The organism is Staphylococcus sp. NWU MKU2 (genome assembly GCF_033283605.1).
Taxonomy (GTDB): Bacteria; Bacillota; Bacilli; order Staphylococcales; family Staphylococcaceae; genus Staphylococcus; species Staphylococcus haemolyticus.
In genome coordinates this window covers 91,104-105,126 of sequence record NZ_JAVSMH010000001.1, presented here as the reverse complement: position 1 = coordinate 105,126, position 14,023 = coordinate 91,104, and the positions used below count along the sequence as shown (strand labels likewise).

10 protein-coding genes and 1 pseudogene are annotated in these 14,023 nt (G+C 31.7%); 7 read left to right on the top strand and 4 right to left on the bottom strand.

Annotation, left to right across the window (positions count from 1 at the left end; all coding sequences use genetic code 11):
• Window positions 1-65 precede the first annotated feature (65 nt).
• Window positions 66-1,910: a translational GTPase TypA gene (typA, locus tag SBL15_RS00590; RefSeq protein ID WP_011276119.1), complete on the top strand. Its 1,845-nt coding sequence runs from the start codon at window positions 66-68 to the stop codon at window positions 1,908-1,910.
• Window positions 1,911-2,029: 119 nt separating this feature from the next.
• Here typA and SBL15_RS00585 read toward each other — a convergent pair whose 3' ends face one another.
• Entirely contained in the window at window positions 2,030-2,221 is a 192-nt protein-coding gene (locus SBL15_RS00585) for a YlaI family protein (RefSeq protein ID WP_011276118.1), read from the bottom strand.
• A 1-nt stretch (window position 2,222) separates the two neighbouring features.
• Window positions 2,223-2,708, bottom strand: coding sequence for a hypothetical protein (locus SBL15_RS00580; RefSeq protein WP_107612291.1), 486 nt, complete (start codon window positions 2,706-2,708; stop codon window positions 2,223-2,225).
• Window positions 2,709-2,850: 142 nt separating this feature from the next.
• Between SBL15_RS00580 and SBL15_RS00575 the strand changes: the two genes are divergently transcribed.
• The 3 genes from SBL15_RS00575 (at window position 2,851) to SBL15_RS00565 (ending at window position 8,475) form a co-directional block, all read left to right on the top strand.
• On the top strand, window positions 2,851-3,129 hold the full coding sequence (locus SBL15_RS00575; protein ID WP_011276116.1) for a YlaN family protein: 279 nt from the start codon (window positions 2,851-2,853) through the stop codon (window positions 3,127-3,129).
• 324 nt (window positions 3,130-3,453) lie between these two features.
• Window positions 3,454-4,680 (top strand): cell division peptidoglycan polymerase FtsW, encoded by a 1,227-nt coding sequence (ftsW, locus tag SBL15_RS00570; protein ID WP_037536194.1) that lies wholly within the window; start codon window positions 3,454-3,456, stop codon window positions 4,678-4,680.
• A 345-nt stretch (window positions 4,681-5,025) separates the two neighbouring features.
• Window positions 5,026-8,475: a pyruvate carboxylase gene (locus SBL15_RS00565; protein WP_317954863.1), complete on the top strand. Its 3,450-nt coding sequence runs from the start codon at window positions 5,026-5,028 to the stop codon at window positions 8,473-8,475.
• Between the two features lie 111 nt (window positions 8,476-8,586).
• Here SBL15_RS00565 and SBL15_RS00560 read toward each other — a convergent pair.
• Together SBL15_RS00560 and SBL15_RS00555 are read right to left on the bottom strand one after the other, a co-directional pair.
• A pseudogene (locus tag SBL15_RS00560) lies at window positions 8,587-9,919 on the bottom strand (transposase).
• 285 nt (window positions 9,920-10,204) lie between these two features.
• Window positions 10,205-11,119 (bottom strand): COX15/CtaA family protein, encoded by a 915-nt coding sequence (locus SBL15_RS00555; RefSeq protein ID WP_037549405.1) that lies wholly within the window; start codon window positions 11,117-11,119, stop codon window positions 10,205-10,207.
• Between the two features lie 247 nt (window positions 11,120-11,366).
• On the opposite strand from SBL15_RS00555, the gene cyoE reads away from it, so the two are divergent.
• The 3 genes from cyoE (at window position 11,367) to SBL15_RS00540 (ending at window position 14,023) form a co-directional block, all read left to right on the top strand.
• Window positions 11,367-12,278 carry a heme o synthase gene (gene cyoE / locus SBL15_RS00550; RefSeq protein WP_037536202.1) on the top strand — a complete coding sequence of 304 codons (912 nt, stop codon included), beginning with the start codon at window positions 11,367-11,369 and terminating at the stop codon, window positions 12,276-12,278.
• Window positions 12,279-12,307: 29 nt separating this feature from the next.
• On the top strand, window positions 12,308-12,769 hold the full coding sequence (locus SBL15_RS00545) for a DUF420 domain-containing protein (protein ID WP_011276111.1): 462 nt from the start codon (window positions 12,308-12,310) through the stop codon (window positions 12,767-12,769).
• Between the two features lie 195 nt (window positions 12,770-12,964).
• The gene (locus SBL15_RS00540) at window positions 12,965-14,023 is read left to right on the top strand and encodes a CAP-associated domain-containing protein (protein WP_317954861.1); all 1,059 of its coding nucleotides are present in this window, start codon (window positions 12,965-12,967) and stop codon (window positions 14,021-14,023) included.

Here is a 14,023-nt window from a genome sequence, read left to right as displayed (position 1 = left end):
ATAATATGATATAATAAAAAAGTTGTAATTAAAAGTGGGAGTTTATTCGAGAAAGGAATAATAAAATGACTAATAGAAGAGAAGATGTACGTAATATTGCAATCATTGCGCACGTTGACCATGGTAAAACGACTTTAGTAGATGAATTACTAAAACAATCTGGAATTTTCAGAGAGAACGAACATGTTGACGAAAGAGCAATGGACTCTAATGACTTAGAAAGAGAACGTGGTATTACAATTCTTGCTAAAAATACTGCGATTGACTATAAAGGTACAAGAATTAACATCTTAGATACACCTGGACATGCTGACTTTGGTGGCGAAGTTGAACGTATTATGAAAATGGTTGACGGTGTTGTACTTGTTGTAGATGCTTACGAGGGAACAATGCCACAAACACGTTTTGTACTAAAAAAAGCATTAGAACAAGATTTAAAACCCGTTGTAGTAGTAAATAAAATTGACAAACCATCAGCTAGACCTGAAGGGGTAGTAGATGAAGTTTTAGATTTATTTATCGAATTAGAAGCGAATGATGAACAATTAGACTTCCCAGTAGTATATGCATCAGCTGTCAATGGTACTGCTAGTCTTGATTCAGAGAAACAAGATGAAAACATGCAATCATTATATGAAACAATCATAGATTATGTTCCAGCGCCATTAGATAATCATGATGAACCATTACAATTCCAAGTAGCATTATTAGACTATAATGATTATGTAGGACGTATTGGTGTAGGACGCGTATTTAGAGGTAAAATGCGTGTCGGTGATAACGTGTCACTTATTAAATTAGACGGTACAGTTAAGAATTTCCGTGTGACTAAGATCTTCGGTTATTTTGGATTGAAACGTGAAGAGATCGAAGAAGCACAAGCTGGTGATTTAATTGCGGTTTCAGGAATGGAAGATATTAACGTAGGTGAAACAGTTACACCTACAGACCACCAAGAAGCTCTCCCTGTATTACGTATTGATGAACCAACTCTTGAAATGACATTCAAAGTAAATAATTCACCATTTGCAGGACGTGAGGGTGATTATGTCACTGCACGTCAAATCCAAGAACGTCTAGATCAACAACTTGAAACAGACGTTTCATTAAAAGTTACGCCAACTGATTCTCCTGATACATGGGTAGTTGCAGGTCGTGGTGAGTTACATTTATCTATCTTAATTGAGAATATGAGACGTGAAGGTTTTGAACTTCAAGTATCTAAGCCACAAGTTATTTTACGTGAAATTGACGGTGTTCTAAGTGAACCTTTCGAACGTGTTCAATGTGAAGTGCCTTCTGAAAATGCAGGTTCAGTAATTGAATCATTAGGTGCACGTAAAGGTGAAATGTTAGACATGTCGACTACTGATAACGGATTAACGCGTTTAATCTTTATGGTACCTGCACGTGGTATGATTGGATACACAACTGAATTTATGTCTATGACTCGTGGATATGGTATTATCAACCATACATTCGAAGAGTTCAGACCTCGTGTTAAAGCACAAATTGGAGGTAGACGTAATGGTGCGCTTATCTCAATGGACCAAGGTCAAGCAACTGCATACGCTATCATCAATTTAGAAGATCGTGGTGTTAACTTCATGGAGCCAGGTACTGAAGTGTACGAAGGTATGATTGTTGGTGAACATAATCGTGAAAATGATTTAACTGTTAATATTACTAAAGCGAAACATCAAACAAACGTACGTTCAGCAACTAAAGATCAAACACAAACTATGAACCGACCAAGAATTCTTACGCTTGAAGAAGCTTTAGAATATATTAATGATGATGAACTAGTAGAGGTTACTCCTCAAAGTATTCGTTTAAGAAAGAAAATCTTAAATAAATCATTACGTGAAAAAGAAGCTAAACGTGTTAAACAAATGATGCAAGATGAGTAATTAAAGTTTATAACGTAAAATATAGTTTGAAACATCAAATTTGAAAGCCAGTAAATGAAATTTTGTCATTTCATTTACTGGCTTTTTTGAGTAAAACCTAATTAAATTTACTAAAATAATTACAATTCTTCACTCTTAATAAAGTTAAACGGTTGGTGTTTGTTAAGACGTTGTTTTGGTCTATCTAAACGACTTTTACAATCATCGCACATAAAAGTTCTTATAGGATTATTTCGAAGTCGTTTGGCTTCAACCGTATTTTCATCAATTAAAACCTTTGTATCACAAATGATACACTGAACTTCACGCAAATTAGATCACCTCTATATGCGTAACATACTTAAATTCATGTGAGTATCCTTTTTTATCTGGGTTGAAAACAAAGCTGTCTACTGCATTATCATCATACATACGCTTTCCATCTTTCGCAAATTGGAAAAATAGATAAGGTAATAATTCTATTGGAACTTCAATTGAGAACTCATCATTAAATAATTTTATCGCAGTAGCATTGTCTTTTGGTTCTGCAATTTTAAAGAAAGGTGTCATATTGATTGCAAATGAATCTTCTAATACAGAACGCTTACGATATTTTATCTCTGAGTTTAAAGTAGGTGGATTCGTTTGACCTTCAAGAATCGCTCTATTCCATTCGCGATTATCTTCGAATCTAATTGGTTTCGTTCCTTCAAACACACCACTTTCAATGTCTTCAATTTTTACTTTTCTATCATCGAATATCCAAGTTGTACTATCCAAAGTGATAGGGAACTTGACTAAGCCTTTGATTTGAATCATTTTTTTGCCCACTCCCTAATTTCGTTCTAGTCATTATTTTATCACAATTAAATTCTTGTATTCACTGAATAAACTTGCTTTTTAAAAAGTAGTAAGATAAACTTTTGATATGAAGATATTTAATGATAGGGGGGAGTATGTGATGCCGAAGCAATCGAAGATGAGTAACGTGGCTTATGAGCAATTAAATCAAGATGCTGATAGAATCTTACATTTAATTAAAGTTCAAATGGATAATTTAACTTTACCTTCATGCCCGTTATATGAAGAAGTTCTCGACACACAAATGTTTGGTTTACAAAAAGAAGTTGATTTTGCAGTTAAGCTTGGCTTAGTTGATAAAGAAGACGGCAAAAATTTAATGCTTCGTTTAGAAAAAGAATTATCTAAACTTCATGAAGCGTTTACAAATGTAAAATAACTATCGATTAAATATATAAGTAAAGTTTATTCAATTACTTTTCGTTTATAAATTTGAGTTATTTGTAATATTAATTACATACAAATTATCTCACCATAGTGACTGAAATATTATGTTTATAATATTTTCAGTCATTTTATATTTTAAGCATTATTATCATATTAAATATAGAAATTTTGAAAGTAATGAATAGATTTAAATTTAGTTTATATTTGTTAAACAACGAGCACAAAGTATATAATAGTTTAGACGGAAAATTTGGTTTAAAACGTAATTTTATTTACCATTATAATTTTAAAATTCTAGAATTGGATGATCATTTTTATGAGTAATTTAAAAAATATATTTAGATACATAGGTAGAACTGCAAAGTTCATCGATTATCCATTATTAATTACATACGTTGTTTTATGTCTTTTCGGTTTAATCATGGTTTATAGTGCAAGTATGGTTGCTGCAACTAAAGGGACGTTAACAGGTGGACTTGAAGTATCTGGCACGTATTTTTATAATAGACAACTCATTTACGTTATTATGAGTTTTATTGTCGTATTTTTTATCGCTTTTATGTTGAATATTAAAATATTACAACAACCCAATATTCAAAAATGGATTATGATTATAATCTTCGTATTACTATTTTTAACACTTATTATAGGTAAAAATATTAACGGATCTAAAAGTTGGATAAATCTTGGATTTATGAACTTACAAGCATCGGAATTATTGAAAATTGCATTCATATTGTATATTTCATATGTAATAAGTAGAAAATTACCGCAAGTAAGAGAGAAAATTAAAGTAATTGCTGCGCCACTATTTTTAATAGGCGTATGCTTATTTTTAGTATTGTTGCAAGGTGATATTGGTCAAACGTTGTTAATCATGATTATTATTGTTTCAATGTTTATTTTTGCAGGTATCGGTGTCCAAAAATTAGTAAGAGGACCGGTTTTGCTTATTGCAGGAAGTTTCATCGCGATTGCATTGCTCTTTATTGTAAGTGGAATGATGCCACATTATTTAAAAGCGCGTTTTAGTACATTAATGAACCCATTTAGTTCAGAAGCCGGTACAGGTTATCATTTAACTAACTCATTGATGGCAATTGGTAATGGTGGATTATTTGGTCGTGGTTTAGGCAATGGAATTATGAAACTTGGTTATTTACCAGAAGCACATACTGACTTTATATTTGCAGTCATTTGTGAGGAACTTGGTTTAGTAGGTGGATTATTCGTCATTTGCTTATTATTTTTCATAGTTTATCGTGCTTTCGTATTAGCTACTAAAACACCATCATATTTCTATAAATTAATTTGTGTAGGCGTTGCTAGTTATATTGGCAGTCAGACTTTTGTCAATTTAGGTGGTATTTCAGCAACTATTCCATTAACTGGTGTACCTCTACCATTTATAAGTTTTGGTGGTTCATCAATGTTGAGTTTAAGTATCGCAATGGGTCTACTATTATTAGTCGCAAAACAAATAAAAATTGATGAAAAACGATCACAAAAAGCTAGAAAACAAAAACTAGGTATAACTAGATAATCTCTTAAATAAGGATGATAACCTTTACGTGAAATAAAGCTTAATTTCATGTAAAGGTTTTTACATTTTTATGAAAATATAATATACAACGTCATTGTAAGTGGAGTATTATTATTTAAAATGATAATATAAAGTTATAACTAATGATAATTTTTAGTGATTACCACAGAAATATTTATTTTTAATAGTTTATTAATACGGAAATCATTTTCATTCATTTTAGTTACTTTACAAAGTTTACAACAACTATTTAATAAATAAATATAGCTTTATTATTTGAGTTAGTATAAAATTTTATTATCTAATTAGTTAGAATATTCAAACTTTAAAAGGGGAGTGCCTTTTTTGAAAAATATAAAAAAATTATTAGTAGCTAATCGTGGCGAAATTGCAATTAGAATTTTTAGGGCAGCAACAGAATTAAATATTAAAACAGTGGCAATATACTCAAATGAAGATAAAAACGCTTTGCATAGATATAAAGCAGACGAATCTTATTTAGTAGGAAAGGATTTGGGGCCAGCCGAAAGTTATCTAAACATTGAACGTATTATAGATGTGGCTAAACGAGCTGGTGTAGATGCCATTCATCCTGGTTATGGTTTTTTAAGTGAAAATAAACAATTTGCAAAACGTTGTGATGAAGAAGGAATTAAATTCATTGGTCCGCATATAGAACATTTAGATATGTTTGGAGATAAAGTCAAAGCTAGAACAACTGCAATAAATGCTAATTTGCCTGTTATTCCAGGTACAGATGGACCGATTGAAAACTTTGAAGCAGCAAAAGCATTTGCTCAAGAAGCTGGCTTTCCTTTAATGATTAAAGCTACGAGTGGTGGTGGCGGTAAAGGGATGCGTATCGTACGTGAAGAAGGAGAATTAGAAGACGCATTCCATCGAGCTAAATCTGAAGCCGAAAAGTCATTTGGTAATAGTGAAGTATATATTGAAAGATACATAGATAATCCCAAACATATTGAAGTACAAATTATTGGGGATGAATATGGTAATATTGTTCACTTATATGAACGTGATTGTTCGGTGCAACGTCGTCATCAAAAGGTAGTGGAAGTAGCTCCTTCAGTTGGCTTATCAAAAGAATTACGAGAACGAATTTGTGATGCAGCATTACAATTAATGAATAATATCAAATATGTTAACGCAGGTACGGTAGAATTCTTAGTATCAGGGGATGAGTTCTTCTTTATTGAAGTTAATCCTCGAGTTCAAGTAGAACATACAATAACTGAAATGATTACTGGTATAGATATTGTTAAAACTCAAATTTTAGTTGCTGATGGTGCTAACTTATTTGATGAACGCGTTTCTATGCCACAACAAGAAGAAATTCAAACATTAGGTTATGCAATTCAATGTCGTATAACAACTGAAGATCCATCTAATGACTTTATGCCGGATTCAGGCACTATTATCGCTTATCGATCTAGTGGTGGTTTTGGTGTACGTTTAGATGCTGGTGACGGTTTCCAAGGTGCAGAAATATCTCCTTATTATGATTCACTATTGGTTAAGTTATCAACACATGCGGTTACATTTAAACAAGCTGAAGAAAAGATGGAACGCTCTCTTCGTGAAATGCGTATACGTGGTGTGAAAACTAACATTCCGTTTCTAATTAATGTGATGCGTAATGATCAATTCCGCAGTGGGGATTATACGACTAAATTTATAGAAGAAACACCCGAATTATTTAATATTGCACCGACTCTAGATCGTGGTACTAAAACGTTAGAATATATCGGTAATGTAACGATTAACGGTTTCCCTAATGTTGAAAAAAGACTCAAACCTGATTATGAATCGACAGCTATACCACAAGTGTCACATAGTAAAATTAATACGTTGAACGGAACGAAACAGCTGCTAGATAGTAAAGGACCTAAAGCAGTAGCTGATTGGGTACGAGAGCAAAACGACGTATTAGTCACTGATACTACTTTTCGTGATGCACACCAATCACTCTTAGCAACTCGCGTTCGTACTAAGGATATGATGAATATTACTTCTAAAACTGCTGAAGTGTTTAAAGGTAGTTTCTCTTTAGAAATGTGGGGAGGCGCAACATTTGATGTCGCTTACAATTTTTTAAAAGAAAATCCATGGGAACGACTTGAAAGATTACGTAAAGCAATTCCCAATATTTTATTCCAAATGTTATTACGTGCTTCAAATGCAGTTGGCTATAAAAATTATGCTGATAATGTGATTGAAAAGTTCGTAAAAGAAAGTGCGAATGCAGGCGTAGATGTCTTTAGAATTTTCGACTCACTTAACTGGGTAGATCAAATGAAAGTTGCAAATGAAGCGGTTCAAAATGCAGGTAAGATTTCTGAAGGTGCAATCTGTTATACCGGTGATATATTAAATCCTGAACGTTCAAATGTATTTACACTTGAATACTATGTAAAATTAGCAAAAGAACTTGAACGTGAAGGGTTCCATATCTTAGCAATTAAAGACATGGCAGGATTGTTAAAACCTAAAGCAGCATATGAACTTATCGGAGAATTAAAATCTGCGATAAATTTACCGATACATTTACACACACACGATACAAGTGGAAATGGTCTACTTATCTATAAAGAAGCGATAGATGCAGGTGTAGATATCATTGATACAGCTGTTGCTTCAATGAGTGGTTTAACAAGTCAACCTAGCGCCAATTCGTTGTATTATGGATTAAATGGTTTTAATCGAAATCTAAGAGCAGATATTGAAGGATTAGAAGAACTCAGTCACTATTGGAGTACTGTGCGTCCATACTACAGTGACTTTGAAAGTGACATTAAGTCTCCTAATACCGAAATTTATCAACATGAAATGCCTGGTGGACAATATTCAAATTTAGGGCAACAAGCAAAAAGTTTAGGTTTAGGTGAACGTTTCCACGAGGTCAAAGATATGTATCGACGTGTTAATTTCTTATTTGGCGATATCGTAAAAGTAACGCCATCATCTAAAGTTGTAGGTGATATGGCCCTTTATATGGTGCAAAATGACTTGGATGAGCAATCAGTGATCAAAGAAGGCCATAAGTTAGATTTCCCTGAATCGGTTGTATCTTATTTCAAAGGTGATATAGGTCAGCCAGTCAATGGCTTTAATAAGGAATTGCAAGATGTCATCCTCAAAGGTCAACAACCACTAAAAGAACGTCCAGGTGAGTATTTAGATCCTGTGAATTTTGATGAAATCAGACAAGAACTTGAAGCAAAAGATTATGGTGAAGTGACTGAACAAGATGTAATCAGTTATGTATTATATCCAAAAGTATTTGATCAGTTTATGCAAACAAAACAACAATATGGTGACTTATCATTATTAGATACACCAACGTTCTTCTTCGGTATGCGTAATGGTGAAACAGTTGAAATAGAGATTGATACTGGTAAACGATTAATTATTAAACTTGAAACAATTAGTGAGCCGGATGAAAATGGTTATCGAACAATTTATTATGTTATGAATGGTCAAGCACGTCGTATTTCTATAAAAGATGAAAATATTAAAAAAAATACGAACTTGAAACCTAAAGCTGACAAATCAAATCCTAGTCATATTGGTGCTCAAATGCCTGGTTCGGTAACTGAAGTTAAAGTTACAGTTGGTGAAGAAGTAAAAGTAAACCAACCTTTATTAATTACAGAAGCGATGAAGATGGAGACAACGATTCAAGCACCATTCAATGGAACTATAAAACAAGTAACGGTTGTAAACGGCGATGCGATTGCAACAGGGGACTTACTTATTGAAATTGAAAAAGCAGATTAAAATCAAAATTTATTTTAAAAATGAGCTAATTAATAGATTTCATATTGAAGTTTGAATAGATTAAGTCAATGGAGTAATAAATATTTATAAACGTCATCGTTAATAAAATTTTTAATTAAAAAGAGTCCGGGACATAAAGTTCTTGGATAAGTGAAAAAAAGACAATTTCTATTGAAATAATATAGAAATTGTCTTTTTTATAAATTTTTTGATTATTTTCAGCTCATTGAGCTACTACTTTTCTTATATTAAGTGCCATTAATACAAAGCCAAGTTCTCTTTTGACTTTATTGAGTCCTCGGACAGACATCCGAGTGAAACCCAAAATAGCCTTCATAAATCCAAAAAATAGGTTCCACATCAATTTTTCTTTGACTGTATATATTTTTTGTTTCTGGTTCTGAAAGCTTTTTGTTAATTTGGGTTTTAAAATATTCCCAGTTATAATTCTTCATTATTTTTTTGTTTGCTTTTGAATTGAATTTAAAAATGGAATCATCGTTCTAGTATCCGTTGGATTTTGATACACATTATAAGATAAAACAAATTGGGAATTTGTCGCTATTTGTAAATTATACCCTGGCTTAAGTTGTCCATTTTTCATGTGATCTTCTTTCATTCTCATATATGTCGCATCATGATCTGTCTTAGAATAACTATTTCTATCCTTTAAAATAGATTTTTGAAATTCGTATCGATACTTTCGCTCAAAATAATCATTGATTTGCTTTTTGTATTTTTTGATTTTAGTTCTTTTGAGACGTATTTGTTTTCTTGTTTTAGTACATTTTTCATTGTTGATATGTTGGTTTAAATCTTCGATTTCTTTATCTAAGTGACTACCAATCAAATCTATTTCTTCTTTTGTTAATTCATTATCATGATCTTCTTTAATTTCCGGTATGATTTTATTGGTTACCAATTCATGGTAGAGGGCTTTAGAATCCTCATTCATTTTTGATTCATGGTTTTGAATACTCTTTTTCCATACAAATGTATATCGATTGGCATTTGCTTCAATTTTTGTACCATCAATAAAAATAGCTTTATCATCTATAAGATTTTGTTTTACACACTGACTGTAAAATTGAATAAATAAAGATTCTAATAAAGCATCTACTTTTGGATTTACTCTAAATCGATTAATTGTTTTATAAGAAGGTTATTGATTTTGTGATAGTCACATCATTCGGATGCTATCATTAAGTATTTTTTCTATTTTACGACCTGAGAATACAGATTGTGTGTAGGCATATAGAATCACTTTTAACATCATTTTAGGATGGTACGAAGTTGCACCACGGTGATGTCTGAATTCGTCGAATTCATTGTCAGGAATTGTTTCAACAATATCATTTACATGTCGTGAAATATCATTTGTGGGGATAAGAACTGAAGTTTCCATTGGTAGAGTAAGTTGAGTCATGTTATAATTTTTATACATAAGGCACCTCGTTAATTTAGTTTAGTGATGTTTATTAAATTATACGAAAGTGCTTTATTTTTTTAAAGTATTACAATGTAAAATTACATATAAATACAAAGTATTTTGGCGAGACTCTTGAGGGAACAGGACAAGCTGAAGACTACAGGCTGAAGCTGTCCCCTAAGAAAGCGAGCCAACAATACGGAGTATTGTAAATAAAGAAGCCAGTAAATGAATTTGTTAAAACTCATTTACTGGCTATTTCTCTAGGAATTATGTCCCAGACTCTTTTATACTAATAGGTTATTTGATTTTTTCACTTCTGATGGTACGTAGCATTAACATAATAAAGTAAGCTATCATACCGAATAATATTGTGATAAATAAAGCGTGTAAAAGTGCAATGAATAAATTTACATTAGTCATTACAGATAGAGCTCCAGTAATTACTTGTAAGATGATAAGAATAAATGCAGTTGTATACCCATATCGAATTGTTCTATTCTCAGAGTAATTTTTAACTGCATGAATAAACGTTATCATTATCCAGAAGAACGTTATAAATGCCATACCACGATGCGCAAATTGTACCCAATCTTGCTCTGTATGTGGAATGATGTCATGGAAAGGTAAAGGCCAGCCACCATATGCTAAACTTGCTTTTGCATGTCTAACTAAAGCCCCAGTATAAATCGTTAAATATACAATACCTGTCATCATCCATGTTAATCTTCTTAATGGCTTTCTGATATATAGTTCATCAGCTTCATATTTTTTATCGACTTCAAAAATGATAAGCATTAAAACAAACACTGAAGAGAAACTGATTAAAGATATACCAAAGTGCAGTGCTAATACGTATGAATTTTGTTGCCAAATGACAGCTGCTGCACCAATCAATGCTTGAACTAGTAAAAATGCAATACTAATAATTGCTAATGGCTTTACCTCTCTAATATAGCCAATATGTTTCCATGCTGTAATAGCTAACCACAGTACAACGATTAATGATAAACCAGAGACGGCACGATGACTTAATTCGATAATTGTATCGATGGGTAAATTTTGAGGGAGTAATGCACCGTGACATAAAGGCCAAGATGATCCACATCCATCTTCCGAGCCGGTCTTAGTAACTAATGCACCACCAAGTTGTACAAATGCCATTATGATAGTTGCTAATACAGATAACCACTTAAGGTTTCGTTTGTTAAACAATGTTATACACCCCATAATTAATCAAGAGTATTTTGACAGTGTAGATAAATTAGTACTGAATGCTCTTAATTAATGTCTATTTTTATTACAATTTTATTATTAAAATAATTATACAACAATAGGAACTAACAAAAAATTAGTGAAGTAGAATGTCGTTAAAGTGTCACAATTAAATTTGATATAAACTAGTCAATTTTTAGTAATTGCTATATCATAGTATTATATGAAAATTTTAAGGAGGGGGATCATGAGCAAAGAGCAAACTTTGTCACAACCATCGAGCCGTGTATCGTTTAAAGAGTTACAACAAATTATTAAGATGGGTTTAGTTCAAGGTAACTTAATTCCTGCATTTGCAGGTGCTTGGTTAGCTGTTGTGATGAGCAATCATTCCTTCCTATCGTCAATACCTCAAATTCTATTAATGTTGATTGGATCAACATTAATTATGGGTGGCGCTTGTGCATTAAATAATTATTATGATCAAGATATCGACAGAATAATGCCAAGTAAGCAAAATAGACCGACAGTTAATGATAGAATTTCAGATAAAAATTTATTAATTTTAAGTTTTGGTATGATGTTAGTAGGAGAAGCTTGTTTATTCTTATTAAATGTACCATCAGGTGTACTAGGACTCATCGGCATTGTGGGTTATGTGTCTTATTATTCAATTTGGTCTAAAAGACATACAACTTGGAACACAGTAGTAGGGAGTTTTCCGGGTGCAGTACCACCATTAATTGGTTGGGTTGCTATTGATGGAAATATTAGTCTTATTGCAATTGCATTATTTTTAGTTGTTTTTTGTTGGCAACCAATTCATTTCTATGCTTTAGCAATTAAACGAAGTGATGAATATTCATTAGCTAATATACCTATGTTACCATCTGTTAAAGGATTTAAACGTACTAGAATAAGTATGTTTATATGGTTAGTCTTTTTACTTCCACTACCATTTCTATTATCAAGTCTCGGAACAACATTTGTAGTATTAGCGACATTGCTTAATTTAGGTTGGCTATATGTTGGTTTAACTTCTTTTAAGAAAGCGACAGATCAAACTAAATGGGCAACAAAAATGTTTATTTACTCCCTAAATTATTTAGTAGTATTTTTCGTTTTAGTTGTTGTTATCTCACTGATAAAAATGATTTAAAATATACAAATTAAATAAGGATGAAACATATGAATTTACCAATTCTACCGACGATTAGTACAAGTTGTATTGTGATTAGTGCTATCTTTGTTGCCATTGGATGGTGGCAAATCTGGCATAGAGATATAGATAAGCACAAGAAAACAATGTTATGGGCAGCAATCTTTGCATTAACTTTCTTTATTATCTATGCATCAAGAACTATTTTTATAGGTAATACAGATTTCGGGGGACCAGACTCAGTTAGAACGTATTATAAAATTTTCTTAATTTTCCACATTAATTTAGCTACAATTGGTGGCGTTCTAGGGTTAATTCAAATTATTACAGCATATAAAGATAAATTTAAATGGCATAGAAAAGCAGGTCCAATTGCATCAGTTATATGGTTCTTTACAGCTATCACTGGTGTAGCAGTTTACTTACTTTTATATGTATTTTACCCAGGTGGAGAAACGACTTCACTAATTAAAGCAACATTAGGATTATAATCGAATTTATTGTAACAAATTAAATACAAATTGATTGAGACTAAGACGTCATTGTCTTAGTCTTTTTTGTAACATCAATATCAATTTATTTGTAAAAGGATGACTTGGTAAAAGTAGTAATGCTAAGTAGGATGTCTTGATTAATAAAATAGTTATTTTGTACAATAGATATAATTCAAAATAGGTGGGTGAAAGATGGCAAAATTAATAATTAAAGTTTTAAGTGTAATATTTTTAGTATTATTTCTTATATATTTATTTTACTCACCAAGACTTAAATTTGATTTATTAGAAAATCCAAATAAAACTGTTTCAACTAATCATTCAGAACAAGCGCCTAAGACACATAACACCAGTGAAAATCCATCACCAAAAGAGGGTGTAGGTACTTGGATTGGTAAAGATATAGATGATTTAACTGATAAATTTGGTCAAGCAAGTCGTACATATCCATTTAAAGGGCACTATATGAATTACGTATTTAAAAAAGATGAACAATATTATATTGTTTCAACTAAAGAAAATAAAATAAAATCAGTTTATGCAACGGGAAGTAAAGCTAATGTTGCCCCTTTAAAAATTAATGAGAGTGCATCACATATTTTTGAAAATACAAGTATTAACCCGGACCCTTCTATTAAAGTGAATGGTCAAAGTTATAATTTCGAATTATCTGATGAAGATATAAAAACACAAACATTGATTAAATATGGAAATGTTTATGCACAGGTCTATGTGGATCAACAATCGAATCAAATTATGGGTATTCGCTTTCTTGATAAAGAAGCACTAGCATTTCTTAAGCCATATCCTTTAGCTAATGAATCTGATGATAACTATAATGAAGAAGATTTTGATAAAGCTAAGAAAGATAAACTTCCTTATGAACAAAATCCTAATCAATTAATGACGCTATATGAAATTACGAATGAGATGAGAAAGTTAAAAAATATTAAACCACTAAAAGTCAATTCAGATATAGCTCACATTGCATCAGTAAACTTATATGAAGCAACAGGTTCTAATGATGTTGAATTTACTGAGGATGCTTTGAAAAGCCAATTAAGTAACGAAAACATTTCATTTATTTCTACAAGCCAAAATGTCGGATATGATTTTGATGATGTACCGACACTAATTCATAGTTGGATGAATTCTGATATGCACCGTTCTAGAATGTTGAATACTAAATATGAGGAAATGGGTGGAGAAGTTATGAAAGATTATTATTCACTTATTTTTCTAGAAAAATAA

What these genes read in the sequence shown, in the direction of transcription:
- typA (WP_011276119.1), top strand. Translation starts at nt 66, where the DNA reads ATGACTAATAGAAGAGAAGATGTACGTAATATTGCAATCATTGCGCAC.
- SBL15_RS00580 (WP_107612291.1), bottom strand. Translation starts at nt 2,708, where the DNA reads ATGATTCAAATCAAAGGCTTAGTCAAGTTCCCTATCACTTTGGATAGT.
- SBL15_RS00575 (WP_011276116.1), top strand. Translation starts at nt 2,851, where the DNA reads ATGCCGAAGCAATCGAAGATGAGTAACGTGGCTTATGAGCAATTAAAT.
- ftsW (WP_037536194.1), top strand. Translation starts at nt 3,454, where the DNA reads ATGAGTAATTTAAAAAATATATTTAGATACATAGGTAGAACTGCAAAG.
- cyoE (WP_037536202.1), top strand. Translation starts at nt 11,367, where the DNA reads ATGAGCAAAGAGCAAACTTTGTCACAACCATCGAGCCGTGTATCGTTT.
- SBL15_RS00545 (WP_011276111.1), top strand. Translation starts at nt 12,308, where the DNA reads ATGAATTTACCAATTCTACCGACGATTAGTACAAGTTGTATTGTGATT.
- SBL15_RS00540 (WP_317954861.1), top strand. Translation starts at nt 12,965, where the DNA reads ATGGCAAAATTAATAATTAAAGTTTTAAGTGTAATATTTTTAGTATTA.